Here is a 26,809-nt window from a genome sequence, read left to right on the forward strand (position 1 = left end):
AATGACGACTTCCACTGATACTTATGCTGTTCCCGGGGTAGGTGCCGGGCTGCTGGACGTTTACCGGCGCCGGTACCTTCTGAAACTGATAGTCCGTAAGGAACTCCGTGTAAGGTACCGGGGTTCTGTACTGGGCCTGGCCTGGTCCTACGTCAAGCCGTTGGTTCAGTACGTCGTACTGTTCTTTGCTTTGGGCATTGTCCTGCGCGTCGGGGATCAGATTCCCAACTACGCGCTGTACATGTTCTCCGGCGTCATCGTCATCAATTTCTTCTCCGAAGCGTTTTCGAATGCTACGAGATCCATTGTGTCGAATGCTGCCCTGGTAAAGAAGATCTACCTCCCCAGGGAATTGTTTCCCGTAGCTTCAGTGTGGGTGGCAGCGGTTCATTTCCTGCCACAACTGGTGGTCTTGTTGGCGGCCGCGCTGCTGAATGGTTGGAAACCGGACATAATGCAGCTCATTGGGGCTGCTTTGGGTTTCGTCATCGTGGCTGTCACGGCGACCGGACTGGGCCTGCTGGCTGGTGCCATCAACGTCTTTTTCCGTGATGCTGAAAACATCGTGGACATGTTGATGATGATCGTTACATGGACCTCCCCGGTTCTCTATGACTGGACCATGATCCGTCGACTAGCGCCCCCTTGGGTGTTGGTCATCTACCAGCTGAATCCGATTACTGTCGCTGTCGAACTGTTCCACTGGGCCTTCTGGTATCCCACTGTTGACCGGCCGGTCGAACTGCCTCCGCATCTCATGTGGACTGGATTGATCGGTCTCGGCATGGCAGCCCTGTTCCTTATCATCGGCCAACTCGTCTTCCGACGACTTGAGGGCCACTTTGCGCAGGAGGTCTAGATGGGCGCCGCAATAATCGTCAAGGACCTTAAGAAGACGTTTAATCTCCGCCATTCGCACTCCCTCAAGGAGACTTTGGTCTGGTTGGTCAAGGGTCGTAAGAGCGACCTCAGCAAGAAGTTTGATGCCCTTCACGATGTGAGCTTCGAGATTCAGCCGGGGGAGACCGTGGCATTGTTGGGGTTCAACGGCTCGGGAAAATCCACGCTGTTGAAACTCATATCCGGCGTGATCTTGCCCGACAAGGGAACGGTCCGCACGAAAGGTCGCGTCGCCGGCCTGATCGAGGTTGGCGCAGGATTCCACCCGGACTTGTCCGGGCGGGAAAATGTCTTCCTGAACGCGGCCATTCTGGGCATGACCGAGCAGGAAATAAATGAGAAGTTCGATGAGATCGTTGCGTTCTCCGAGATAGAGCAGTTCATCGACACTGAAGTGAAGTTCTATTCCTCCGGCATGTTTCTGAGGCTCGCTTTTGCCGTAGCGGTCCACACACAACCGGACATCTTCCTGGTGGATGAGATTCTGGCCGTGGGCGACGAGCCGTTCCAGAAGAAGTGTTTGGCCAAGATCAAACAACTTTCGGCGGAAGGTCGGACGTTGGTGGTGGTCAGCCACGACCTCGACATGATCTCGCGTATCTGCGACAGGGGAGTCGTACTGGCGTCCGGTACGGTGCAGTTCGAAGGCCCTGCTGCCCAGGCTGTAGCTTGGTTGAGGGACAGCAACTAGCCCGGTACTTGCTTGAAGAACCGCAAGAGGGCAGCAACAAGGCCACCTCCCAAGATGGGCGGTGGCCTTTGTCGTAGGACTTGCTTCTCCGAAACTGACGGCGTTCAGCGGGACTTTCGGGGGCACATATAGAAGAGCGTCCGCCCCCTGGGGACGGACGCTCTTCTATATGTGCCTCTGGTTCGACGCAGGTGGCTAGACAGCTACCTTTTCAGCTTGTTCGCGGACTACATGTTCCTCTGACTTGCTGCGGCGACTCCGACGGACGTAGTGGAAAACAGTGAACACCAGAATCCCGAACCACGCGGCTGCTTGAGCAGCGAGGCCCATGGTGAGACCCGGCGTCGTGAAGGTAACGTCCACCGACTTGGCCCCGGCCGGAACATCCACCAATATGACGCCTGCGGGGCCTTGCGTGAGCTTCTGCGGTTGTCCATCGACTGTTACGGTGTAGCCGGGCCAGGCTAGACGGGCGAGGGTCATTTTTCCGGTGCTGCCGTTGCCGGATAGCGTGATGTGTTCATCATTGCCGTTCCTGACGGCATCCTGCACGGAGATCCCGTCGGACGCCCAGGAAACGGTGCCAGGGTAGGGCAACGGGTCATCCCGTTGAAGGATTGTCCTGGTCTCGTCCGAAGCCACGATTGACCAGCCGGGGGCCACGTTCAGTTGGTCCGGGGCGATCAATGTCTTTTGTACAGCGACCGTTTCGACCTGGAGGACATCTGCCAAAGTGGCGTCAATTTCCCCGGATGCCTGTTTGAACAACTCCGTGTAGGCGAGCGGACAGGTTTCTCCGCGGTAGTTCATGCACAGGGCGTTGACGTAGGTGGTGAAACTGATCCCGCTGTACCGGCCCATGCTGTTGTTGACGTCGGCGTTGAGGATCTGGTTGCCATACAGGAGGCGGCCTTCAGTGAATTCCTGTCCCGTGATCTTCATGGTGTTGAAAATCTGTATGGTGTTGCCCCTGTAATTACTGGTTGAGTCCCGGAGGGTATCCGCATCCACGGGGGAGCCGATACCGGCGACGGCATTGTTGGGAACAAACTGCCTGGACTGCATGCCAAGCGTGAGGATTGTGCCGACCACCATCACTGCCGCGAGGCCTCGGTAGCCGAACCGTTTCCAGCCAAGGACGGCCATACCCACCAAAACCAATGTCACAGCCAAAGTAAAGATCTGCCGTTTGCCGCCCTCCGGGACCATGGACCAGGCCCGGTAGGTTCCAAAACCAAGTATGGCCACGGTAATGAAAAGCCGTTTCTTCCACGACGTGGTCTTCAAGCCCGCTGAGGCCACGACTGCCACGAGGACGATGACACCGAGGTAGACGTATTCGATGAGTCGGATGGGCCAGCGGAAGACAAGCACCTGGGAGGGAGCGAAAGTCAGCAGGAAGTAGATCCCCGTGATGACGTAGATGCTGAATATTTGACGCGAGCGGTTTTTGAAGCTGCGGAAATCAAGCCAAGGAAGCAGCGGCAGGACGAACCAGGCCAGGTAGCTGGAAGGGACGTTGTCGATGGGGGCCCAGAAGTTGTTGATCCGAGGCCTCATGGACGATGTGCTCATGGTCAGCAGTGACGACATATCCGGGGAGAGGAAGAGGTCGTTAAGGATCTCGCTCTGCTGCCGTACAGTGACGGCCGAGCTGAGAGGCAAGGGGAAGTAAACCAGGACTGCGGTCAGGCCCACCAGCGCACCGACGATGACGATCGGAATAAGCCGACGCCAATGCCTCATCAGCATCAACTCGATGGCGACGGCTGCGAGAACCAGGATGACGCCGATAGCCCCGTAAGGATTTCCGGCAGTCATCGTGAGGAAGCCCAACAGGAACGGCAGGAACGGCGATGTGTTGCGACGCGCGTAACGTCGTACAGACCACCAGAAAACGGTAATCCAAGCGAAGGCCATCAGGCCGCCTGGCCAGCGGGCTGCCTCATAAAAGAGCGTGAATCCGCTGAATGGAATGGCCACACCGGCCGCCAGGGCAAGCGGCCTGTTGGAACCGTAGTCGCGGGCGAGCATGAATGTACCGAACGCCAGCAACGCGATGAACTGCACAATGATGAAGTAGCTGGCCAGCGACAGGTTTTCGAAGTTCGAAACGATGACCGAGTTGACGATGTTGACCGGATTGAAGATACCGTAACCCACCTCGGCCACGATGTTGCCGCCCACCCAGCCACCGGGTTCCATCAACGGGAACCGCCCGGAGCGTATCTCCTCACCCATGTGCCGCCACAGGGGGAGGAAGGACTGCATCATATCGTCCCAGTAGTAGAACGTGGGATTGAACAGTCGGGGAATGATGGAGGCAACGGCTGCTATTGCGGCAGTAACAAGGCCCCAATGCCAGTCGTGCTGCATGAAGTAGCGCCGTCGGTTGACCGACGGTCGCTGGGCAGTAGCCCCGGAGGTTCCTGCTGTCATGGTCTTGGCTTGCTCCTTAGCGCGCGGCATAAGTACGAATATTGGCCTGAAGGACTGCCGGTATTACGGGACACGCCGGGCGCCCGTCGCCACCTCTACTTGGCCTCGGTGGTGGAGTCCGCGGAGGTCTTGGCGACGGACTGTTGCCGCCACCGGAAATGAACGAAAGCGATACCGACACACAGCAAATCCGCGATGGTAAACATGATTCGCGAAAGGGCGGCGATTGCGGTCGCAGCACCAGCGCTCATCATGCCGGCAAGGGCCAGGATCAGGATCGCCTCGCGGGCACCCACGCCGGCGGGAAGCAGGAATGCCAGCACTCCCAGCGTCATTCCGAGAGCCAACGCGCCCGTCAGGACCAGAAAGGTGGCGAGATCCAAGGTGGCCTCGTGGCCAACCAGGATCCACAAGTGCAGGCCGAAGCACAGGTACATCAGAACGCCAAGGATGAAGGCCTTTACCATGGTGTTGGCTTGAATGCGCTCGGGGAGCGGGGGGCGGCGGAAAACCCGCAGGACGATGTTGACCAGGAATGTCACGACGTTGGGATTCATCGCCAGGATCACCACGGGGAGTATGACGTACAGCCACTGCAGATTGGGCTGTCGTTGAACCAGGATAGGGAGAGCAGAGGCTCCAACCACCAGAGCCGCGCCAATGGTTATTCCGGTGCTGACCAGGGACGCTACGAAGACCTGTGCGCGCGCTATACCGTTCTTGCGGCCAAGCTCCATCTGAAGCACGAATGCCCACACGGAGCCGGGCAGGTACTTGCCGATTTGGCCGACCAGGTAGATCTGGTTGAGCACTAAACCTTGGGGTTCGACGTCAACTGACCTCAGCAGACTCGCCATGACGACCCGCCACATGTACATCCCGAGGAGGACGCCGGGGATGAGCGCCAGTAGGGACAGCAGGACCTGCCACCACTGCAGGGCAAAAACCGTGGCTTGCACCTGCGGCCATTGAACTGCAATGAAATACACCGCGGCGGCGAATACGATGACCACCAAAGCGCGACGGGCGAAGTCGACCAGTTTGGCCTTGGTGCCCTTTGAAGCCGGCTGTTCCTGATTGAGATCGTTGTCGTTTGAAGGTGTTTCCGCAATTGAACCCGTCATGAGGCGTGCGTTCCCGCGCTGGGTGCTACCGCGAACTCGCTCCGGCGGCGGCGCATTGCAACCAGCCCCTTGAACATCTTTACGACGTCGGCAGTCCGGATGGTGGTTTCGCCCGGTTCCTCGTCGGGAGCCAGCGTGACGGGAACTTCAACGATCTTGAAGCCTTGCTTCTCAGCGGCATAGACCACTTGGGTGCTGAAGAGAAACCCAGGGTCATCGAACCGGTCAACCATGCTTCTCAACCAGTCGCCGTCGACGATCAAGGTTCCTTGGGAGTCGCCAATCTTGGACCCGAGAATAATCTGTCGCAGAGTCTTGAAACCGAACGTGGTAATTCCTCGGATGGCACTGCGCTCGGTAACCGAGTCCTTGTGCGCCTTGGAGCCAATGACAACGTGCGGTTTCGTTGCGAGCTTCTTGTCTTCGTCGAGATCATCGGTGCCGAAGGGGAGATCGTCGGCGGTGAGAAGCACTCTCCGGCCGGAGCTGGCTTCGATGCCCCGGCGATATGCATTGCCCATGCCCTTTTGGCTCTGGAGAACCTGGAACGACACGTTGGGAGTATCCACCGCATGCTTGAGGGCGACCTCGAGTGTTTTGTCGGAAGAACCATTCTCCACGATGATGATCTCGGAGGTGCCACTGGTCAAGTAGCCGGAAAGGCGGGTCATTGTTGCCGCCAAAATCCGTTCTCCGTTATAGACCGGGATCACAACGGAGAGATCCGGTTGGCCTGCCTGGTCGAAAGTCAAGACTCTCCTCGGTAGTTCGTGCCGACGAATTCTTGAACGCCAGCCGCAGTCCGCAACACTGTTGTCACGAGTTCCTTGCAAACCCTCAGTCTAGTTCATTGTTGGATGCCTTCCGTGGAAGGGCAGCAGCGTCAGCGCCGCCAGCAGACGAAAGGGGTGCACCGGATATTCTCCGATGCACCCCTCAAAACGGCAAGCCCAGTCCGGTCCCCATCAGGGGAGTGAAGTGAATCCTTGCCATCCGTTACCTACCTGGCCCCAAGCCAGCCAGCCTCCGGAACCATTGCCTGGGTAGAGCCACAGATTGCCGCTGGCGTCCCGGGCCAGCACATCAGGTTTGCCGTTTCCGTTGAAATCCCCGGGTCCGAGCAACGCCGTCATGCCGTTCCATCCGCTTCCGATCTGCGAGCGGCTGCCCCAACCGCTGCTGCCGTTGCCGGGGTACAGCCACAAGGCGCCCCCTGTGTCACGGGCCAGCACATCGGTCTTCGCGTCGCCATTGAAGTCACCCGTGCTGAATATGGCGTTCATGACGTTCCACCCGGCTCCCACCTGGGTCCGGCCAGCGCTGAACTTACCCAAGCCGTCGCCCTTGTACAGCCACAGGGCTCCAGCAGAATCCCTCGCCAGGACATCGGATTTGCCGTCCCCGCTGAAGTCGCCCGGCGCCGCCACAGCCGTGAAGCCGCTCCAGCCGGAACCAACGACCACAGGAGGCTGCCACCCGCCCGCACCGTTTCCCCTGAAAAGCCAGATCTGGCCGGACGCATCCCTGGCCAGGACATCGCTTCGTCCATCGCCGCTGAAGTCCCGCGTTGGAGCAATCAGGTTGTAGTTATTCCATGAAGTACCGGTGTTGACCTTGCCCAGCCATCCACCTGTGCCATTACCTGGATAGAGCCACAATGTACCGGCCGCATCGCGGGCCAGGACATCATTTTTGGCGTCGGAGTTGAAGTCTTTCCAGGTATTGGCCGGTGCCGCGGGCAGCGTGTATGTCTGAGAGGCCACAGCGGATTGGTTTCCTGCCGAGTCAACGGCGAAGTACTTGACGGTGGTGGTACCCGTCGGCGTCACTGTCACTGTTGTGGTGCCGGTCGCGCTGGAATCCGTTGGTGTCGAGTTGTCCGTGGTGTAGTAGATCTTTGCCCCGGACTCCGTGGTCAAGGTGACTTGTTGCCCGAGGGTGAGGTTTCCACCCTGTGGGCTGGCAGTCACGGTTGGCGCAACGTTGTCCAACAAGTACACCTGGGATTGTGGTGCCGAGGCGTTGTTGGCTGCGTCCACGGCGATGTAATTGATGGTCTTGCTACCCATGGTGATCGGGCCGGTGTAAAGCGTGCTGGCCGTGGTGGGAGCGGTGCCATTCTCTGTGTAGTAGATCTTGGCATCGGCCTCATTCGCTGTCAGCGTGACTTTGGTCGCCGGGCCGTACGTTCCGCCCACAGGACTGGCCGTCACAGTAGGTGGGATTGTATCAGCAACGAAAACCGTGAAGTTGACGCCTGCAACGGTGCTGTTACCTGCAACATCCCGGGCCTCCACCTCGAACCTGTTAGGTCCGTTGGCGATGTCTGCATATACCTTCGGTGATGTGCACGCAGTGAAGGCATCAGTTCCCAACCGGCAGCGGAATCCCGCCACATCGGAGGAGCTGGAGGTGAACTGGAACTGATATCCGGCTCCAACTGTGGCCCCGCTTGCCGGAGCTGTGATGGCCACCTGCGGCGCCGTCAGATCAGCAGTTACGGTCTGTGCAGCTGCAGTGCTGACGTTGCCGGCCGAGTCCGTGCTTCGGATCCGCAAAGTATGGGCACCTGCAGTGGTGAGCGTGAAAGTGTCACCAGGAACACAAGCCTGGAAAGCCGCATCGGCAGTGGAATCAACTGAACAGCTGAGCGTTGTTCCCGGTTCGAAAGTGGCACCCAGAACAGGTTTGCCGTTGACCACCTGACCACTGTTTGGAGCGGTGAAAACAGGCGCAGCAGGTGCAACGGTGTCCACTGTGAAGGTCCGTGAAACCGGAACTCCGCCGGGGGCCGGCCTGACGGAGAACGTCTGCGGTCCATTGTTCAATGCAGTTGATGTGTAGGTTCCGCCAGTGCAGTCCAACCAAGCGCCGCCCATGGAGCATTCCAAAGCGCTGCCCGCTGGTTCCGCGGCCACCCCGAATGTCGGAGTAGCGTCATTGGTGAACCCCGGGTTGGGAGCTTGTGCCCCGTTCGCCAGTGTGGGGCCGGAAGTAATCTTGGCTACAGCGCCGCCAAGGATGCTGATACTGCCCCGGCCCGTTGTTGGAGTCGGGCCCAGCTGTCCGGGATCATCCAGGACCAGAAGTTGACCGCCGCGCATCCCGAGACCGCTGATTTTGCTGAATCCCAAGGCCCATTGGTTGTCTACTGTGCCGTTCGTAAGATTGAGGCGTGACACCTTGTCCGTGCCAGGTGTCGTGCCGCTGTTCGTCCCTGTGTAGATAACGTGGGCGTCGTAGTCATAGAAGATCGACGATGCGACGCCGACGTTATAGGACGCCAACGGCACGTAATCTGTCATTTCGCCGTTGCCCGGGGCGGAGAACGCCCGTAGGCCAGCCGTCTCCAGGACGTACACACTGACATAACCGTTACTGTCGTAGCCCGCCGCCACAAGACCCAGCGCACGGGTGCTGACCGACGCAATGGATTCGATACTTGGGTGCATGATGGTCGGGTCAACAATCTTGATGATTGAGCGGGCATTGGCGAACGACAGGTAGATGTTGCCGTCCGGACCGTCAGAAGCTGCATTTGGACGAACATCACCGTCGAGGACCGTCAGCGTACTGCTGTATTCGAAGAGGTCCAGTGGTGGGTTCCAAACTGCCCTTACAAGATGTGAGCTGCCGACGGCAGAGTCCGGGATGAAGACTGTTTCGTCACCGTTGCCTATGGAGCCCGGCGTCGGATCAAGCACGACCGAAACTCCGGGCACTTTCGGTCCGGGTCCGGCTCCTGGCAGGCTTCCGCCCAAGCACGTGTCTTCCTCAATGGTGCCTGCGTTGCCGTTAGCCGGTTCTGACATCCGGCAGAATCCGGCCACACTGTCCGAAACCCACATCCGGCCAATGGGGTCCAGGACGGTCCCGGCCGGCTTGGTGAGCCCGATTCCGATGATTTGTTTTTGTTGGTCCGCATGGGCGGGTGTGCTTGAGACCACCGCTGTCATACCTGCGACGGTCAGTAGAACCGCAGTCAGTGCCGTGGTGACCTTGTGTCCGCCACGCCGCCAACCGGCGTCGCGCATTGTTGGCTGTCCCATCACGCTACTTCCTTCAGCCACTTGGTAAGGACTGCGGCCTGCGGTGCCATGGGTGCCAGGGTGAGCGCTCCCTTGACGATGGGAACGCCGCCAAGACCAAAGAGTGCGGTACTGATGGTTGGCGGATTGTTTCTTGTGCAGGCTTTGATAATGGCGAGGCAAATGTCATTGCGCGTGCCAGTGGCGCCAGCTTCTATCGCAACATTAACAGCGGCATTTTCCTCCGCTGCCAGAACTTGGGGCTGAGGGCCCACATAAGTCACTACGACATCGGCGAATTTCTTGTATTGAGTGTTGGCCCAAACCTCTTCAAGGCTCGACAAGATGATGAGCGGATTTCCATTAATTCCGCGGCACTCAAATTGATAGCGCTTGACTGGTTCGGGTCTTTCGGCGCGTGGTTTGTCGGCATCGCCGGCATTCGTCACGCCCAGCCTGAAAGGCTCAACATTTTCAACGACCTTGACCGAGCAGCCTGTAAGAACGAGACCGGCTAGGCCAAGTTGGACGATAGCGCGTCTTGGCATGTCCACCGAGGGATCCCCACTTCATTCGGATGCTCCCCAGCTCCGCATGCAGTTGGATTTTCGCCCCAGCCGTTGCCGGCTGCATTACTCTATCTTCTCCCAAATTCCGCATTTGTCACTAGTTAGTACGTCTTTTTCTTCAAGGAGTATTCCTGATTGACCTTCGGCTGCGCCGCCGCGGGCCTTCGTACTGCCGTCAGCGGCCGACACTGACCACGTGCAGCCCTCTGGCGGGGTCTTCCGGAGATGGAACTTACCGGGCACCAGCCCATCGTTGGCCACCGCATACTCGCCGTCCCCGGCTCTCTCACCAGAGGCCCAGAATTCAATGATTCTTCCCTGTGGCGCCCTGGGGCACAGCTCACTTGCGGCCTGGAGCATCTGCCGGCTGCTGCGCCCGAAGAGCTCGGAAGCGGCTTCGTCGCTGACGCGCGTGCAGAGTGCCAAGGCAGTCAAGTAAGTATCGAGGCCCTCCGATGGTGTGAGGCCGGGCTCAGCGATGGAAATGATCCTCGCCTCATCTTCGGTGGGTTCGAACGGGACAGGCCCCTCATAGTTCGCCGTGCACGAAGCCAACCTCACATACTCCGTGGAAGTCCAAACCTCAGCCAGGCTTGTGTAAGTAACATCTGGAACCGCTTCATTGAGGCTGGAGCACGCGTAGGAGAACCGTCCCGAATCATCAGGAGCGCCGGCACCCTGCCCACTGCCCTCGCCGGATTCCGTTGCCCCAGGCGCGGCGGTAGCCCTGGATGAAGCTGCAGCGGTTGGACTTGCCGATGCGGAAGAACCGGGCGTTGTCGTCGTCGAAGGTGTTGGTGCGCCGGAGCAACCGGCAATAAGCAGTAGCAGCGCCGCAGCGGCCGGGTACGGGGTTCGCATGGTGACCTCCACCTCCATGGTTGCCATAACCCGAATGCCGGTCAATGAATTTGCCTGCGAATCGGGTATCGAAACCGCTACAAATAGTGAAACATCAACGTCGAAGGCCCCACTCAGGAGATCCAGGCCTTCGACGTTGACAGATGCTAGGCGAACATCGAATTCAGTGTATTGATGACAGTTGCTTCCACACCGGTTGTTCCGCCCTTGAAGTGGCCGATGTGTCCGTATACGGTCATGGAGCCACCCGCAATGCCAGGATGGTCCGGGTCCCAGCCTCCCTCGTAGCTGCCCCCGGATGAATAAGGCGGCAGGAACTGCGCACTGGGTACGTAGTAACACGACTCGTTTCCGTAGCCACCGACGATCACGCCGTTGGCACCGCCGAACCTTGCCCGGAAGTAGGCGGCATAACCGCTGACCAATTCGCCACCAACGATTCCGATCCTCAATTGGGGACTGCCCCCGAATTTCCACACTTGGAAAGGGCAAGCGACCGAGGTCTCATAACTGCCGCTATCAATTCGACCGATCATGACCTGGGCGTGGCGACCGTACCAGGCCGGATTGCCGTCAAGGTTAGGTAGCCGGGACGCGTAGGCGGCGCGGACAGCTGCCATGTTCCCTGCTGTGGGCGTGATGTCCAGGGGAATCTGCACTTCCTGGTAGCTGGTCAGGAGGGGGCTGCCGATAATTCGTCCCGGCGTCTGCATGGCCACGTCAACAGCAGCACCGAGCCTGGTGGCGTACTCGTCCCTCAACTCCCAGCTGGGTACGCCCATGGGGTTCTGGTCGCCGGCCGCTCCCTGCAGGAACAGGGCGAAGCATTCGGGATTGGTGTTTTCGATGTAGTTGCACGCTCCGGCGGGGAAATCGCCGTCGAAAAGCGTGCGCATACCAGCCGCGACGGGATGACATGCGTAATTGAAAATCACCGCTGCGGCGTTACCGTTTGGCTTGCGCGCGACGATGACTGGAACGGTGTTCTCAAGGTACGGAAGTCCCACCCTGTTGTACGCGATACTGGCTGTGGTGACCTTGTAATCCAACGTGACCGACGTCTGAGATGCGTTGAGCGCCTCACTTGCAGCGTCCACGAGGTCGTTCTCAAGGTGCTGACTATACGTCTCCACCATGGACAAATCCGACAGTCCGTAGCACATGAACGGGTGGAGCGTGTCGACGATGGCTGGTCCGTTATGGGTGTGCGTGGACTGGATCAGGATGTCGCCATTGGACCAGCCGGCTAATGCCAGGATGCGTTGCCGGGCGCGCTGGTGGATGGATCTGGGAAGGGCCAGGATGTCCACGCTCATGATGAGGTTGGGGGAGCCGTTTTCCCAGAGGACGATAGCCCGGACCCACAACGATTCGTAGGGCGCACTGCTGGTAGCCTCCCGACCACCGTCGAGGGTCCCGTACCCCGCCATGTAGGGATTGACGCTAAGAGGCGGCGAAATGCTGACCTTGGCCGTTGAAACGGTAAACGCCATGAAAGATCACTCCTTGATTGTGCGCATTGGTGACCTTCGCTTGCCCCCAAACAAAGCCCGTTTCCCGATTGCGCTGAACAGCCAATACGTGAGACCACCTTCATTAGATCACGCTATCCCGGGATTTAGACCTGTCTCTTGGTCCAAACATTATTTGTTTCCATTACGTAGTTTTTGACGAATGCGAAAGGGCCTGCCCACTCCTTTTCAGAGTGAGCAGGCCCCTTAGTGAAATTAGTAGCGCGGTCTAACTTGCGTCTGGGGCGAAGATTCTCAGCCCACTCCAGCCAGTGCCAACCATGGTGGGCGTACCCCAGCTGCGATTCTGTCCTACCGGGTAATAGCGCAGGTCGCCGCCGGTTGTCCGGGCCAGGATTCCGGTTGATCCGGCTCCAGCGAATCCTCGGATAGCTCCGTAGCTGTTGACCACGTTCCAACCGATTCCTACGGTGTCAGGCGCTTCTAGGACAAGGCCTCCATTGCCGTTTGACCGGTAGAGCAACAAATCACCCGCGGCATTCTTCGCCAGGAGATCCATGTTGGAGTCCTTGTCGAAGTCCATCTGGGCGATGCCCAATCCGGCCCAACCTGTACCAATCTGAACCCGGGAGCCCAAAGTGGTGCCCGATGGATTGCTGATATGGAACAAGCGGCCCGCGGGATCGTAGCCAACGATGCTCGGGCGGGCATCAGACTTCCTCCAAGAACCGACTGTGAGCGTCCAGTCCTTCCAGCCGGTTCCGAGGCTGATCGGGGCCCCGTAGCCGCGGCCGGCGAATCCCGGGTAGACGCTGAGCCGCCCGTCGGTCCACTGCGCGACGATGTCCAAAGAACCGTCCTTGTTCCAGTCGGCAAGGAAACCAGCCTTAAGGCCGGTCCACTGGGTGCCGATAAGCTCGGCCGGCAACAAGGAAGTAGACCCGGATCCGGGGTAACGATGGAGGTTGCCGTCCTGACGGGCGGCCACGACGTCCAGCGCGTCAACACCGAGCGTGCTCTCAACGTTGACGGGTGCACCGCTGATCACGTTCGCGTCATTCCATCCCACGCCGATGAGGAAGCGGTTACCCCAGGACCCGGAGACCGCCGGGTAGTAGAACAAATCGCCGTTGGCGCTTCGGGCTTGAAGCCCTTGCGAACCGGAACCGTTGAAACCGGCCGAAGAGCTCACCGATGTCATGGCAGACCAGCCGTTGCCAATCACACGGCCGGATTCGGAGAGGAACGCTCCCACACCGTTGGAGCGGTAAAGACGCATGATGCCGTCTGCCGTCCGGGAGACGATGTCCTGACTTCCGTCGCCGTCGAAGTCGAGTTGGTTGAACTGGTGCCCGCCGAATCCGGTCCCGATCAGTACACCTCCGCTGAGGGCACCTCCTGCCGCATTCGTATAGCGGTACAGGTTTCCTTTGCCATCCTGGCCGATGACGCCCGGATAAGCCTCCCTGGAGTTCCACCACCCAACCGTGAGCGACATCTCCTGCCACCCTGTTCCCACGAGCAAGGGTGAAAGGAATCCGCCGCCGGAGGTGCCGCGGAAAACTTGGAGTGAGCCATCCTGCCACTGGGCGAGAATGTCCTGGATTCCGTCCTGGTTCCAGTCAACGACGTGGACGGACTGTGCAGTTCCCCACCCGGATCCAATCGCTACCGGTCCCGTGATGCGGCCCTGGCCGTCCGCGGGGAAATTATCCAGACGTCCTGAGGGCATGGCAGCGAGCACGTCAGCCCCGGACCGGATGGAGGGGCTGGATGGGCGGGGGACTCCACGCGCAAATGTCCGTAACTGGTCGTAGGTGCCGTTGAAGATGTTTGAATCGCCTTCAAAGGGGCCGGTGCTGCTGTACTGCCACATGGTGTAGTTGCCCCAACTGACCGGCAGGTCACCCGGGGAGTTCGTGGGGTTGTTCCAATAGGACGCGATCCACAGGGGGTAGCTTCCGAAGGTGGAGTTTCCCACGCAGGTGTTCCACCAATCGGTGGTGCTGTAGATCACCGGGAAGCGACCGGTCAGGGCCTTGACCGTGTTGCCGAAGTCGGCCGCCCACTGCCCTAACTGCGCTTTGGACATGTCGTAACACGTGTTGCCGAAGTAGAACCCATTAATAGTGCGTCCCGCATAGGGGTTGTACTCGATGTCCAAGACAGGAGGGAGAGTATAACCGTCGGCTGTCCAGCCGCCACCGTTCGCTACGAAGTACCTGGCCTGGTCCGCACCTGAAGACCAGTTGGGGATTGCGAAGTGGTAGGCACCGCGGACCATTCCTACATCACGGGAACCGTTGTACTGCTGGGTGTAGTTCTCATTGAGGTAGTAGTTTCCTTCGGAGGCCTTGACGTAAGCCCATCGGGAACCTTGGTTCCATTGACTCTGCCAGTTGACGTTGCCTTGATGGGCGCTGACATCCTGGCCTGCGACGCCGATAGAGGGGCGCCAGTGCCCCGGGTCTGCCGCCATCGGGACCGCTGAATCGACTACTCCACCGATTGCCCTTGCTCCTGAAGAGGGCGACGCCGAAAGCTGTTGCTTCGCCGCCATTACTCTCGGCGACCGCTGCCCCATTTCAGCCCCACCGGCCGGAATAGCGGCGCGCATGGCCGCTTTCATGGCTTCGGCACCAGTGGCGTTGCCGGGCATTGCTGGTGGCTTATGGTCCTGCTCTTCGGATTGTCCTGGCCCGTTCGCGCTTGGCAACGGTGCAACTGTTGGTGAAGGTTCGACGGCGGCTGGCCGCTCTTGCTGCTCGGGCACCGATGCGTCCATTGGAGACTGGCTGCCGGGGGCGGCTGAACCCGAGCCGTTTCCGGCCGGTTGGGGACCCTGCGGTGCGATTGTTTCCTGGGTGTCCGAATGCGGGGCCGGTTGGGGGCCGGACGTTTGCGCCCACGCGGGCGCGCTCAGGAAGGTTCCCCCCACCAGTGCGATAGTAAGCGCCAGGCCTGCACGTCCCAGCGGGATGCGGTGGACCGGGTCCATCGATCTAGTTTTCATTTTCACATCCGGCCCTGCGCCGCGGCTTAGCGGCGCATGGTGTGGCTTCCGGACAAGCTCCAGGGCGGGCGCCTGCGCATGAGACCTAAGGCCAGCTCCTAACGGCCTTTACCCTAACATTCCGAAACTGGAGTGACTAGTGGGATTGAAGCTACTGGCGTGACGGATGGTGGCGAGTTATCCACACCTGATCCGGACTGACTTGAGGCTCGGAAAACGCTCGCCTAGCGTAAATAACTCGAGATGCGCCTCTCGTTTACGGGCTCGTGACCATGGGGAGAAAAGTGGATGCTGTAAAAATTGTCGAGGGAGAAGTCCGGGAGCTCATTCGACGCCGCGGTCTGGATCCCCTTGAACAAACCAAGGATGTCCGGCTTCTCGTCAACGCAGCCGTCAACGACTATGACGAACGGGCGCTTCTGGCGCCCCTTCCTTCCCTTGGACACCTCGACACCGCACGGCAACACATCTTTGACGCCGTAGCGGGATTCGGCCCACTGCAGCCGCTTCTGGATGATGCCGGAATCGAAGAGGTATGGATCAACGCGCCGCACGAAATCTACGTTGCCCGAAACGGGGAATCCGAGTTGACGGCCATAACCCTCAGCGAGCAGCAGGTGCGCGATCTCGTGGAAAGGATGCTCAAAAGCTCCGGGCGGAGACTGGACCTCTCGTCACCTTTTGTGGATGCGGCCCTTCCTGACGGATCCAGGCTGCACGTAGCGATTCCGGACATCACCCGCAAGCATTGGGCTGTCAACATCAGGAAATTCATCGCCAGGGCAAACCGGCTCGAACACCTCGTAGAGCTGGGAAGCCTGACACCACAAGCGGCGAGGTTCCTTGGTGCCGCGGTAGCCAGCGGGCTCAACATCTTGGTTTCCGGAGCCACCCAAGCCGGGAAAACAACCATGCTGAATTGCTTGGCCGCAAGCATCGGATCGCGTGAGCGGGTCATCACGGTAGAAGAGATCTTTGAATTGCAGCTTCCGCTTCGCGACGTAGTCGGCTTGCAGTGCCGGCAAGCAAATCTCGAAGGTGAAGGCGAAATTCCACTGCGGAGGCTAGTTAAGGAAGCGCTTCGAATGCGCCCGGATCGCTTGGTCGTCGGAGAGGTACGGGAAGCCGAGAGCCTCGACATGCTGATCGCGTTGAATTCCGGGTTGCCCGGGATGTGCACCGTGCACGCTAACTCCGCTCTCGACGCCGTTACAAAAATCTGCACCCTCCCATTGTTGGCGGGAGCGAATATCTCCAGCGCATTTGTAGTACCTACAGTGGCTTCCTGCATCGACCTGGTGGTGCACTGCGGCCGCCATGCAAGCGGACGCAGGCAAGTGACCGAAATCCTCTCGTTGGGGCGACGGGTGGAGAACGGAATCATCGAATCCTCCGCGGTCTTCGGCATGGTGGCCGGGCAGTTGCAGCCGAGAGCCAACTCCATGCCGGCCGCCGAAAAATTTGCCCGGGCAGGCTTTGACGTGGCTGCCCTCCTGGAGTTGAACTGATGGCGCCACTGCTTGGGATCGTAGCTGGCTTGGGAGTCTTCCTCATCTGGTGGTCCGCATGGGTCCTGCCACCGACCGTACCCGGAAGAAATAAGCCCCGTCGTTTGGACCACCTCCTGCTATCAGCAGGGATTGAAAAAGTAACGGGCGGCGGACTCCTTGCCACCTGCGCCGGCTTCGGTCTTTTTGCGCTTCTGGTGTTCTACGTTCTGACGGGGTCGCCGCCGGTGGCCTCATGCTTCGCGATCTTCGGTTCATGGATTCCGTTTGCGGCCGTGCGTTGGCGCGCGCGGAAGCGCAGGGCTGCCCTTCGGCAACTGTGGCCGGACGTAGTGGACCATTTGCGATCAGCAATTCGTGCGGGCCTGGCCCTGCCGGAGGCTTTGATCCAACTAGGGCATAACGGACCGGAAGAGCTCAGGGAATTGTTCCTGGACTTTGGAGCCGACTACAGAGCCGCTGGAAATTTTGATGCGGCAGTGAAAAGACTTAAGGATCGTCTGGCAGACCCAGTGGCCGATCGCATCATAGAAGCCTTGCGCATGACCCGGGAAGTGGGCGGCTCCGACCTTGGACGCATGCTGGGTACGCTTTCGGTGTTCCTACGTGACAGCGCCCGTACGCGTAGTGAACTTGAGGCCCGGCAGTCCTGGACCATCAACGCTGCCAGGCTGGCGGTTGCTGCGCCCTGGATTGTCTTGGTGGTCATGGCAAGCCGGCCGGAAGCCATGCTGGCTTTCAACTCCGGCATGGGCGCTGTGGTGTTGCTCGGGGGGCTGGTGGTCTCGGTTTTCTGCTACTCCGTCATGCTTCGCGTTGGCGCCCTGCCAGAAGATGAGCGGGTTCTTCGATGAATCCATCCAATGCCTTCGCTGTACTGTGCGGTCTATCCATGGGCGCCGGATGCTGGTTAGTGCTGGTTCGGATCCCGTTTATGCGGGGTACGAGATTCCCTGATCGCATTGAACCCCAGTTGAAATCCCAGAGTCTCGGTTCGCGCCTGCTCCGCGTGCCAACGCACGATCTCACCCCGTTTGGGCCCTTGGAGCGAATACTCCGCCCCATCATCCACGATGCAATCACCTCAATGTCCCGCCTCAACGTCAGCTCCACCGCGTTGGGCAAAAGGCTTGCCCGTGCCGGATCGACAAAGTCAACATTGGATTTCCGAGCCGAGCAGCTCCTGTGGGCCGGCGCCGCTTTCGTGTTCGCTGTCCTTGTAGTAGTGGTCGCCGGCGCCACCGGTCGGTTCAGTGCAGCCGTGTCAGGCATAGCTGTCATCGGAAGCGCGCTCGGTGGCTACGTGCTGCGCGATTTCGTCTTGGGCCTGGGGATCAAACGGCGCGAATCAAGGATGCTGTCCGAGTTTCCCAGCCTCGCGGAGCTAATGGCGCTCGCCGTTGCTGCAGGGGAGAGTGCCATGGGCGCAATGGACAGAGTGAGCCGCAGCTCGAATGGTGAACTATCCGGGGAATTTGCCACAATCCTCGCTGATACACGGTCCGGGACACCACTGACGGAAGCGCTGCAGGCCTTCTCATCAAGAGCGGAATTGCCACCCTTGGTCAGATTTATTGACGGCCTGGTGGTTGCTGTTGAGCGAGGAACACCGCTGGCTGACGTCCTCAGGGCGCAAGCGGCGGACGTCCGCGACGCCGCACAAAGGGAACTCATGGAGTCCGCAGGCCGAAAAGAGATAGCGATGATGGTGCCGCTCGTCTTCGGTGTTCTCCCTCTGACCGTAGTATTTGCTGCTTTCCCGGCCATCGCTGCTCTGGAAATGAGCCTCTAGCGACCCAGCCATCAATCCGCCCTGCCGTCCAAGCAAGCATTCACGCCAAGCATTCACGCCAAGTCAGCACCGTCTCGAAAGTACATTGGGGAACTCCATGAAACGAATCGCAAGCAAACTGTCCGCTCTCTCTGTCCTGTTCCTTTGCGCCACGTGGTTCTTCCTGGCAACTGGCCTGAAGGCAAACCCTCCTAAGGAAGGCAGCGAGCGTGGTGACGTACCAGGGTGGGTGATGATTACCCTGATGTCCGCGATCCTGGTCGCAGGACTTCTTGCTATCGCCACACCGGCGTTGGGCGACCTTTTCGAACAAGCAATGAGCAAGGTAGGTCAGTAGGAAGCGGGATGGACTACCGCGTCCCGGTCCGCGACCATTCTCAGGCAGAGCCCATGAAAGTCCCGAACGAAAGCGGGTCTGCTGTGGTGGACTTCGTCTTGGTAGGTGCATTGCTGACGTTGTTCTTCATATCCATTGTTCAACTGACCCTGGTTCTGCACGTTCGGAATACGCTCATCGATGCCGCCGCCTCAGGAGCGCGATACGGTGCGCTGTCGGATCGCACATCCCTGGATGCCCGTGCCCGCACTACGGAGTTGATTGGCGCTGCATTAAACGGTGATTTTGCCCGGGATGTCACCTCGTCTGAAGTCGATATCGACGGGATGCGGACCTTGGAAGTGACAGTAAGGGCACCCCTGCCTGTTGTTGGCCTGCTCGGTCCCGGCAAACTACTGGAGGTCAAGGGCCATGCGGATCTGCCAGGGTGACCCGCCGAGGTTCCTGCTTACTGCTCTCGGTCGAAGGGTGCGTCAGGCACTGTGCCTGCCGGTGGAGCCGATTCCCGGCGGGTTGGGCTGCGCTCACACTCCTGAAAAACAAGAGGGCAGCGCCGTAGTGGAATTTACCTTCCTGGCGTTATTGCTCATGGTCCCCGTGGTCTACTTCGTGGTGACCGTGGGCCAGATCCAAGGCGGTTCGTTTGCGGTAGTGGGTGCCGCTGACCAAGCAGCTAAGGTCTTCGTGTCGCAACGTGACCCAGCCAGCGCCAGGGCGGCAGCGGAGCGCAGTGTCAGCGTCGCTCTCAACGACTATGGTCAGTTGGCTGAGCGGGCCAGCGTCACCATCGACTGCGATCGTGGGAATTGTTTGTCAGCCGGCACTACGGTGACTGTGACTGTGCATCTGGACGTGCCGTTGCCGCTCATGCCATTCCGGGATGCGCTGCAATTGAACGCAAGCCGGCTCAGCGCGTCAGCATCGCAGGTAGTGGGGCGTTACCAATGATCGCTGTGCCATCGCTGAAGCCACGGGAAGACGGCCAGATAACGGTCCTCATGGTCGGGTTCATGCTGTTATCACTCCTCCTGGCTTCAGTGGTCATGGCTGCTTCAGCCGTGTATCTGGAGCACAAAAAACTGCTGTCCTTGGCTGACGGAGCGGCGCTCGCGGCCGCGGATTCCTACACGGTTGGGGACATCGGCGGGGGCAGTGTTCCTTCCGCATCTTTGGTGGACGCCAGGGTACTGGCCGCAATCGGCTCCTATCTCGACGCCGGTCAGGCTTTTTCACGGCATGACCACCTGGCTGTCGCCGCCGGCACGGGCAGCGAGCCGGGTGGTACGGCGGTGGTAGTCCTCACCGCCGTTGCGCATCCGCCGGTGATCAGCTTTCTGCTGCCTGAGGGCATCACCATTGAAGCAAGGTCAACAGCCCGGTCCAGGTTGACTCAGTAACGTGGAGCACCCACAGGGCCTGGCCATCGGGGGACTGCAACGGATAGCGTACGCTGGGATGATCATGGCTGAAATTGATTTTCCCGCGGAAATCCGCGCACTTCGAGCGACTTACGGCTCAATCGAGAACGTCACCGACATTGATGCCCTCAAGGCAGAGATTGCTGAACTGAGCGAGCAGGCCGGGGCTCCGGACCTCTGGGACGATCCTGCTTCTGCCCAAGTGATCACGTCCCGGTTGTCGCATCGTCAATCTGAAGTTGATCGCCTTTCCAAGCTCGCTTCCAGGATTGACGACCTCGAAGTCCTGGTGGAGCTGGGCCAGGACGAGGGCGATGAGGACTCGATGGCTGAAGCGGCCAAAGAACTTTCCTCCATTCGCAAAGCACTTGCCGAACTTGAGATCACCACGCTTTTGTCCGGTGAGTATGACGAACGCGAAGCCGTAGTCACCATCAGGGCAGGGGCCGGCGGCGTTGATGCCGCAGACTTCGCTGAAATGCTGATGAGGATGTACCTGCGTTGGGCTGAACGCCATGGTTACCCGACCACTGTGATGGATACGTCGTATGCCGAAGAAGCCGGTCTGAAATCCGCCACCTTCGAAGTCAAGGCGCCATACGCTTTCGGCACGTTGAGTGTTGAAGCCGGAACGCACCGGCTGGTCCGCATTAGTCCTTTTGATAATCAAGGGCGCCGACAGACATCGTTCGCAGCCGTCGAAGTCATTCCCCTGATCGAACAGACGGACTCCATTGAGATCCCGGACAACGAAATCCGTGTTGACGTCTTCCGCTCCTCGGGTCCAGGCGGTCAGTCGGTCAACACCACTGACTCCGCAGTGAGGCTCACGCACATCCCCACGGGCATCGTGGTCTCGATGCAGAATGAAAAGTCGCAGCTTCAGAACCGGGCGGCCGCCATGCGCGTGCTCCAGTCCCGATTGCTGCTGGTTAAGAAGGAACAGCAAGACGCGGAAAAGAAGGCATTGGCAGGCGATGTCAAGGCCTCATGGGGCGACCAGATGCGCTCCTACGTCCTCAACCCTTATCAAATGGTCAAGGACCTGCGAACGGAACACGAAGTGGGCAACACCTCGGCCGTGCTTGACGGCGATATTGACGATTTCATCGACGCCGGCATTCGCTGGCGTACCGGCAACCGAAACGCGGCGGCCAACTAGGAGCCGGGAGTGTGCCCTGTGCGACTTCGGATTCCGCGACACGCCCCTGAAAGCCGCGGAATAGCGGCTTGCCCGTGCGTATAGTCGAGTGGCCGGTGCTCTCACTTCCCCCATCGAAAGCCCGCGCTCCGGCTGTTGGACTGGGCAGCTATGTCATGTCCGGCGGGGTTCTAAAGGGCCATGATCAGATTTGAGAATGTCACCAAGGTCTACGAGCACAATGCCCGACCGGCGCTCGATGCTGTGAGCCTTGAGATCAACCGCGGCGAGTTCACTTTCTTGGTGGGTGCCTCCGGATCGGGCAAGTCCACGTTCCTGAGGCTGATCCTGAAAGAGGACAAAGCCTCGTCCGGATCTGTTTACGTTGCCGGCCAGAACGTCGCCAACATCTCCAGTTGGCGCGTCCCGAAGCTCCGGCGCGGAATCGGGGTGGTCTTCCAGGACTTCCGGTTGCTCCCGCAGAAGAATGTCTTCGCGAATGTAGCTTTCGCCATGCAGGTGATTGGCAAGAGCCGTTCCATCATCAGGGAAACGGTGCCCGAGGTTCTGAAAACGGTTGGCCTGGAGGGCAAGGAACGCCGCATGCCCCATGAACTTTCCGGTGGTGAGCAGCAGCGCGTAGCTATCGCCCGCGCCGTCGTGAACCGACCCGGTATCTTGCTGGCGGACGAACCGACCGGAAACCTGGACCCCATCACCTCGATGGGAATTATGGGAGTTCTGGACAAGATCAACCAGAACGGCACCACAGTAGTGATGGCAACACACGACGACGACATCGTCAATGAGATGCGCCGCCGCGTGGTGGAACTTAAGAACGGCAAGGTCATTCGCGACGAAGCAAAGGCTTTGTACACATCGATGATTCCTGTGGTTGGTGAGTCCCGTCGGCTGAGGGATGCCAGCGGTGAGGAACTCAATCGTGCGCAGGGGGCACAGCTGTGAGGCTTTTGTTTATTTTGGGGGAAATCGGTGGCGGCCTGCGCCGAAATCTCTCAATGGTGATTTCCGTGGTCTTGGTGACTTTTGTTTCCCTGACATTCGTTGGTGCGGCAGGGATGCTGCAAATGCAGATCAACCAGATGAAGGGCTACTGGTACGACAAAGTCCAGGTGGCAGTCTTCCTCTGCAATGACGGTTCGACGGCGGTCGGTTGCGCCTCGGGTTCGGCCACCAAGGAACAGCAGGCCAACCTCCAGGCAATGCTTGAGTCCCCGGCCATCAAGCCGTACATCAATGATTTCCAGTTCGAGTCCCAGGCCGAGGCGTACACGCACTTTAAGGAGCAGTTTTCCAACTCGCCGATTGTGGATTCGGTGTCTGAAGACCAGCTGCCGGCCTCGTTCCGGATCAACATGAAGAACCCTGAAAAATACGAAATCATCAGCGAGACCTTCTCCTCGCAACCGGGTGTTGAAACGGTCAGTGACCAACGGCAGGTGCTCGAACGCATCTTTTCGTGGATGAACGGGGCCTCGGTCGCGGCCATAGGTGTGGCGGCGGTGATGATCTTCTGTGCGGTGCTCCTGATCACCACCACCATCCGGCTGTCGGCATTCAGTCGACGGCGTGAGACCGGAATCATGCGGCTTGTGGGTGCGTCAAAGACGGTCATCCAATTGCCCTTCATCCTGGAAGGCGTCATAGCTGCCGTTGTGGGAGCGCTGCTGGCCTCCGTCACGCTCTGGCTGATGGCCCACTTCTGGCTCAACGGCGACCTGTCGAGGCAGTTCCTCAATACGCCGTTCATCTCATCCACTCAGGTCCTGGTGATCGCCCCGGTGCTGATTGCACTTGGCGCCGGCCTGGCCGGCATTTCTTCCCTCCTTACTCTCCGGCGATACCTGAAGGTCTGACCGTGAACGCCCTGATTGAAACAACCGCCATGCTGACAAGCGAAAAGGACTCCTGATGACCACGTTGGACCCGAACCCCCTGCGCCGGCGCCTTGCCGCTGGCAATGCCCGGTTTCTGGCGGCGGTTCTTGCTGTGGGGCTGACTGTCAGTCTTTTGTCAGGCGCTCCAACTGCCCAGGCTGACAGCCTTGAGGACCAGCAGGCTGCACTGGAAGCAGAAGCGGCGCGGGTCCAGGCCTCGCTCGAGTTTGTTGACTCCAATATCGCAAAGGCTGCCGGTGACCTGGTGATCTACCAGGGCCGCCTTCCCGGCGCGCAACAGGCCCTGCTTGAGGCGCAAGGCCGGGTAGCCAGTGCGGTGAAGGAAGTCGAGGCACTGGCCGCCAGGGTTGAGCTTGCCCAGCAGAACAAGGCCAAGATTACGGAGCAGTTGGAGAGTGACAAGCAGAAGATCACCGACACCAAAAAGCTGATCGGACAGATCGCCTCCCAGGCCTACAAGTCTGGTGGCGTTCCCACCAACATTGCGCTTTTGTTCGGGTCCAGTGAATCCGGAAGCCTGACCGAATCCATGGATTTGGCTGACCAGGCCATGCGCAGCCAAAACGCTGCGATGACCAAGCTCAGCCAGCAAAACGCAACCAACGTGAACTCCCAGGCGAGGCTGGTTGCTGTCGAGGAGGAAATCCAGGACCTGAAGGGCAAGGCTGAGGCTGCCCTTGAACGCGAAAAGTCGGCAAGGGATGAGGCTGCCAGCAAGAAGGCCGAAGTAGACAAGCTGATCGAAGACACCACCCGCCTCAACGGTCAGTTGCAGGCGGCCAAGCCGGGCATTGAAGCTAATCTTGCACGAGTGAAGGCCGAACAGAATACGGTTGCAGCCGAAATCGTCGAGCGTGACCGGAAGCTGAGGGAAGCCTGGGAAGCTGAACAGCGTCGAATTGCCGAAGAAGCAGCGGCTGCCGCAGCTGCCGCCGCCGCGGCCCAAGGACGGCCTGCACCTCCGGAACCACCGTATTCTCCTCCGCCGGCTGGTTCGCCGTCGGCGTTCGGTCTTCGTCACCCCTTCGCAAGCGCTGTGCCCATCACCTCAGGGTTTGGCTGGCGGGCAACACCACCAGGCACAATCGATTTCTATGGCACCGGTGGTTACATGCACACCGGCATCGACTTCGGAGCGGCATGTGGCACGCCTGTCTATGCTGCGGCGGCGGGCAAAGTCTTTAACTCGGGATGGAACTCTGCCGACGGCGGTGGATGGCGGGTCAAGCTGTCCCATGGCGTTGAGCAAGGCAATTCGCTGACCACCATCTACTACCACAACAGCAGCATCGTCGTAGCAAATGGCCAGCAGGTATCGGCAGGGCAACTCATCGCATACTCGGGCAGCACGGGTAACTCCACAGGTTGCCACGCGCACTTCGAAACCTGGCTCAACAGCGCCGCAGTGGACCCGATGACCCTCCTATAGCGTGGGGAGGACTCGTCGCGCTGGCGTACACTAGTTGAAATCCACATCTATCAAGGAGTTCTACCGTGCCCAAGGAAAGTGGCCGTAAGGTAGTGGCCACCAATCGGAAGGCCCGGCATAACTACCATGTCCTGGATACCTATGAGGCAGGCATTGCGCTCATGGGAACAGAGGTGAAGTCCCTCCGTGAAGGCCATGCCTCCATGGTGGACGGCTTCTGCACCTTCTACAACGACGAGCTGTGGATGGAAGGCATCCACATCCCTGAGTACCATCAGGGGAGCTGGACCAACCATGCCGCTCGCCGCCGTCGTAAGCTCCTGCTGCACCGTGATGAACTGGACAAGATTTCGCAGAAAATTCGCGAGTCCGGCTTCACCGTTGTGCCGCTTCAGCTCTACTTCCTGGACGGCCGGGCCAAGGTGGAAATTGCCATCGCGCGCGGTAAGAAGGATTACGACAAGCGACAGACCCTTCGTGAGCAGCAGGACAAGCGTGAATCACTGCGCGAGTTGCGGGAACGCAACCGACGCTAAGGACGCGTGTCCGGGGAATGATCGGCCGGAAGGATGCGTTATGATAGGTAGTCCGACAAGAGTTCAAGACTCTTGCCGGGTTTGGTAACAAAATACGGGGATGATCGGTTTCGACGATGTTAGTCGCGACAGGTGAAGCGGGCCGAGGATGCAGAATTATCTCGTAAACGCTGTCTGCAAACCAATAAGTGCCGAATCTAAGCGCACTGACTTCGCTCTCGCTGCCTAAGCAGTAAGACAGTCCGTCAGCCCGGGGTTGCTATCGCCCCGGTTCCTGGCGTCATTTAGATAGCCACTGCTGTTTGCCTTCGTCATTGAGGTAAACGGGACTCTTAGATGACTGGGCCCGGATCAGCCACCTGTTCGCAGGATGGCTGGGGCCGAGAAAATCCGACGCGAACTGCGCCCGGAGAAGCCCTGACAACACGACATCGGACGGGGGTTCAATTCCCCCCATCTCCACACCCGGAAAGCCCTCGGATCCTTGTGATCCGGGGGCTTTCTTTTGCCTGACGAGCGACTAGTTCACCCACGGCGTAGCAACTTCCGGACTACCCGCCTGTAACCGGCAGTTGTACTGGTTAGGCGCTTGCCGAGGGTTGGCGGTGAAGCGTGGCGGACCTTGCAGGAGGCACGAGATGACCACAAACCCGGCATTTGAAGAACAGGCATCAGACGACGAAGCGTTGGACGCGTACTCGCAGATCGTCATACGGGTAGCCGAGTCGGTGACGCCCCACGTTGCCGCCATTGAGATGATGAGTACAGACCGCCGGGGACGGGTTCGCGGAGGAAGCGGTTCAGCCGTAGTCTTCACCGGCGACGGGTACATGCTGACCAACGCCCACGTGGTGGCGGGCTTACAGTCCGGCCGGGCGGTGTTCGCTGATGGCAAGCACACTGAAGTGGAACTGGTGGGGGCAGATCCCCTTTCCGACCTTGCCGTCGTCCGTGGTTTGAAGTCCACCCCGCCGCCGGCCCTGCTGGGCAATGCCGACACGTTGCGGGTGGGTCAGCTGGTGATCGCTGTTGGTAATCCATTGGGGCTCGCAGGTTCGGTGACCGCTGGGGTGGTTAGCGGTTTGGGGCGGTCCATTCCCGTGAGGGCGGGCGAGCACAGACGGGTGATCGAGGACGTTATCCAAACCGACGCTGCTCTTAATCCAGGGAACTCAGGGGGCGCACTGGCCGATACAAGGGGACGCATCGTGGGTATCAACACCGCCGTTGCAGGTCTCGGGCTCGGGCTGGCGGTACCTATCAACACCACAACCCAACGCATCATCGCGTCCCTACTGAAGGACGGCCGGGTGCGCCGTGCTTATCTGGGCCTGGTAAGTACGCCCATACCCTTGGATGCCAGTGCGGTGGTGCGGACCGGCCAGAAGGAAGGCCTGCGAGTGGTAGAGGTTATCCCGGGCTCGCCGGCGGAGTTGTCCGGGCTCCAACCGGGGGATGTGGTGCTGCGCGCGCAGGACAGAGCGGTATCCAGTGCTGAAAGCCTGCAGAGACTACTGTTTGCCGAGGCTATCGGCGAGCCCTTCCGGCTGACGGTGCTCCGGGAAGGCAGGGCATTCAAGCTGACTGCCGTACCCTCGGAAATGAGCCAGCCAAGGTAGGCAGGCGTCTCGC

General features: G+C 59.5%; 23 protein-coding genes and 1 other RNA gene. 16 read left to right on the forward strand and 8 right to left on the reverse strand.

From position 1 onward, the window contains the following. Position 1: 1 nt before the first annotated feature. Complete coding sequence (locus tag ACLRGI_RS15735; RefSeq protein ID WP_201296529.1) at positions 2 to 859, forward strand: ABC transporter permease; 858 nt, start codon at positions 2 to 4, stop codon at positions 857 to 859. Further along, positions 860 to 1,591: an ABC transporter ATP-binding protein gene (locus tag ACLRGI_RS15740; RefSeq protein WP_419202548.1), complete on the forward strand. Its 732-nt coding sequence runs from the start codon at positions 860 to 862 to the stop codon at positions 1,589 to 1,591. It abuts the gene before it with no gap. A 195-nt stretch (positions 1,592 to 1,786) separates the two neighbouring features. Here the strand turns inward: ACLRGI_RS15740 and ACLRGI_RS15745 are convergent, their stop codons facing one another. The 8 genes from ACLRGI_RS15745 to ACLRGI_RS15780 form a co-directional block, all read right to left on the reverse strand. Then, positions 1,787 to 4,030, reverse strand: a complete 2,244-nt coding sequence (locus ACLRGI_RS15745) for a hypothetical protein (protein WP_419202549.1) — start codon at positions 4,028 to 4,030, stop codon at positions 1,787 to 1,789. A gap of 95 nt (positions 4,031 to 4,125) precedes the next feature. Beyond that, positions 4,126 to 5,154 carry a lysylphosphatidylglycerol synthase domain-containing protein gene (locus tag ACLRGI_RS15750; RefSeq protein WP_419202550.1) on the reverse strand — a complete coding sequence of 343 codons (1,029 nt, stop codon included), beginning with the start codon at positions 5,152 to 5,154 and terminating at the stop codon, positions 4,126 to 4,128. Next, positions 5,151 to 5,906, reverse strand: a complete 756-nt coding sequence (locus tag ACLRGI_RS15755; RefSeq protein ID WP_419202551.1) for a glycosyltransferase — start codon at positions 5,904 to 5,906, stop codon at positions 5,151 to 5,153. The genes ACLRGI_RS15750 and ACLRGI_RS15755 overlap by 4 nt, the downstream gene beginning before the upstream one ends. A 213-nt stretch (positions 5,907 to 6,119) precedes the next feature. Next, the gene (locus tag ACLRGI_RS15760) at positions 6,120 to 9,203 is read right to left on the reverse strand and encodes a chitobiase/beta-hexosaminidase C-terminal domain-containing protein (protein ID WP_419202552.1); all 3,084 of its coding nucleotides are present in this window, start codon (positions 9,201 to 9,203) and stop codon (positions 6,120 to 6,122) included. Beyond that, a complete protein-coding gene (locus ACLRGI_RS15765) occupies positions 9,203 to 9,730 on the reverse strand; it encodes a hypothetical protein (RefSeq protein ID WP_419202623.1) in 528 nt (175 codons plus the stop codon). Before ACLRGI_RS15765 ends, ACLRGI_RS15760 begins: the two co-directional genes overlap by 1 nt. 84 nt (positions 9,731 to 9,814) lie before the next feature. Then, positions 9,815 to 10,639 (reverse strand): hypothetical protein, encoded by an 825-nt coding sequence (locus tag ACLRGI_RS15770; protein ID WP_419202553.1) that lies wholly within the window; start codon positions 10,637 to 10,639, stop codon positions 9,815 to 9,817. Positions 10,640 to 10,758: 119 nt separating this feature from the next. After that, the gene (locus ACLRGI_RS15775) at positions 10,759 to 12,105 is read right to left on the reverse strand and encodes a hypothetical protein (protein WP_419202554.1); all 1,347 of its coding nucleotides are present in this window, start codon (positions 12,103 to 12,105) and stop codon (positions 10,759 to 10,761) included. A 247-nt stretch (positions 12,106 to 12,352) separates the two neighbouring features. Further along, positions 12,353 to 15,103 (reverse strand): GH25 family lysozyme, encoded by a 2,751-nt coding sequence (locus tag ACLRGI_RS15780; protein ID WP_503409077.1) that lies wholly within the window; start codon positions 15,101 to 15,103, stop codon positions 12,353 to 12,355. Positions 15,104 to 15,381: 278 nt separating this feature from the next. Here ACLRGI_RS15780 and ACLRGI_RS15785 point away from each other — a divergent pair, with 278 nt between their 5' ends. The 14 genes from ACLRGI_RS15785 to ACLRGI_RS15850 all read left to right on the forward strand — a co-directional run bounded on the left by ACLRGI_RS15785 (position 15,382) and on the right by ACLRGI_RS15850 (position 26,796). After that, on the forward strand, positions 15,382 to 16,605 hold the full coding sequence (locus ACLRGI_RS15785) for a TadA family conjugal transfer-associated ATPase (RefSeq protein WP_419202556.1): 1,224 nt from the start codon (positions 15,382 to 15,384) through the stop codon (positions 16,603 to 16,605). Then, positions 16,605 to 17,459: a type II secretion system F family protein gene (locus ACLRGI_RS15790; protein ID WP_419202557.1), complete on the forward strand. Its 855-nt coding sequence runs from the start codon at positions 16,605 to 16,607 to the stop codon at positions 17,457 to 17,459. Before ACLRGI_RS15785 ends, ACLRGI_RS15790 begins: the two co-directional genes overlap by 1 nt. Beyond that, positions 17,456 to 18,397: a type II secretion system F family protein gene (locus ACLRGI_RS15795; protein WP_419202558.1), complete on the forward strand. Its 942-nt coding sequence runs from the start codon at positions 17,456 to 17,458 to the stop codon at positions 18,395 to 18,397. The genes ACLRGI_RS15790 and ACLRGI_RS15795 overlap by 4 nt, the downstream gene beginning before the upstream one ends. A 97-nt stretch (positions 18,398 to 18,494) precedes the next feature. Continuing rightward, positions 18,495 to 18,734, forward strand: a complete 240-nt coding sequence (locus ACLRGI_RS15800; protein ID WP_419202559.1) for a hypothetical protein — start codon at positions 18,495 to 18,497, stop codon at positions 18,732 to 18,734. A gap of 53 nt (positions 18,735 to 18,787) precedes the next feature. Further along, positions 18,788 to 19,165 carry a TadE family protein gene (locus tag ACLRGI_RS15805; protein ID WP_419202560.1) on the forward strand — a complete coding sequence of 126 codons (378 nt, stop codon included), beginning with the start codon at positions 18,788 to 18,790 and terminating at the stop codon, positions 19,163 to 19,165. A 127-nt stretch (positions 19,166 to 19,292) separates the two neighbouring features. Beyond that, positions 19,293 to 19,682, forward strand: coding sequence for a hypothetical protein (locus tag ACLRGI_RS15810; RefSeq protein ID WP_419202561.1), 390 nt, complete (start codon positions 19,293 to 19,295; stop codon positions 19,680 to 19,682). Continuing rightward, positions 19,679 to 20,131 carry a pilus assembly protein TadG-related protein gene (locus ACLRGI_RS15815; RefSeq protein ID WP_419202562.1) on the forward strand — a complete coding sequence of 151 codons (453 nt, stop codon included), beginning with the start codon at positions 19,679 to 19,681 and terminating at the stop codon, positions 20,129 to 20,131. Before ACLRGI_RS15810 ends, ACLRGI_RS15815 begins: the two co-directional genes overlap by 4 nt. 64 nt (positions 20,132 to 20,195) lie before the next feature. After that, the gene (gene prfB / locus ACLRGI_RS15820) at positions 20,196 to 21,314 is read left to right on the forward strand and encodes a peptide chain release factor 2 (protein ID WP_419202563.1); all 1,119 of its coding nucleotides are present in this window, start codon (positions 20,196 to 20,198) and stop codon (positions 21,312 to 21,314) included. 180 nt (positions 21,315 to 21,494) lie between these two features. Continuing rightward, the gene (ftsE, locus tag ACLRGI_RS15825) at positions 21,495 to 22,259 is read left to right on the forward strand and encodes a cell division ATP-binding protein FtsE (RefSeq protein WP_419202564.1); all 765 of its coding nucleotides are present in this window, start codon (positions 21,495 to 21,497) and stop codon (positions 22,257 to 22,259) included. Then, the gene (gene ftsX / locus ACLRGI_RS15830) at positions 22,256 to 23,170 is read left to right on the forward strand and encodes a permease-like cell division protein FtsX (RefSeq protein ID WP_419202565.1); all 915 of its coding nucleotides are present in this window, start codon (positions 22,256 to 22,258) and stop codon (positions 23,168 to 23,170) included. Before ftsE ends, ftsX begins: the two co-directional genes overlap by 4 nt. A 55-nt stretch (positions 23,171 to 23,225) precedes the next feature. Further along, positions 23,226 to 24,641, forward strand: coding sequence for a peptidoglycan DD-metalloendopeptidase family protein (locus tag ACLRGI_RS15835; RefSeq protein WP_419202566.1), 1,416 nt, complete (start codon positions 23,226 to 23,228; stop codon positions 24,639 to 24,641). Between the two features lie 65 nt (positions 24,642 to 24,706). Further along, positions 24,707 to 25,177, forward strand: coding sequence for an SsrA-binding protein SmpB (gene smpB / locus ACLRGI_RS15840; RefSeq protein ID WP_017198498.1), 471 nt, complete (start codon positions 24,707 to 24,709; stop codon positions 25,175 to 25,177). A 96-nt stretch (positions 25,178 to 25,273) separates the two neighbouring features. Then, positions 25,274 to 25,642, forward strand: a transfer-messenger RNA (tmRNA) gene (gene ssrA, locus ACLRGI_RS15845). A gap of 173 nt (positions 25,643 to 25,815) precedes the next feature. Beyond that, positions 25,816 to 26,796, forward strand: coding sequence for a S1C family serine protease (locus tag ACLRGI_RS15850; RefSeq protein ID WP_419202567.1), 981 nt, complete (start codon positions 25,816 to 25,818; stop codon positions 26,794 to 26,796). Positions 26,797 to 26,809: the final 13 nt, after the last annotated feature.

Source organism: Paenarthrobacter sp. PPS72 (genome assembly GCF_048537125.1).
GTDB classification, from domain to species: domain Bacteria; phylum Actinomycetota; class Actinomycetes; order Actinomycetales; family Micrococcaceae; genus Arthrobacter; species Arthrobacter nitroguajacolicus_E.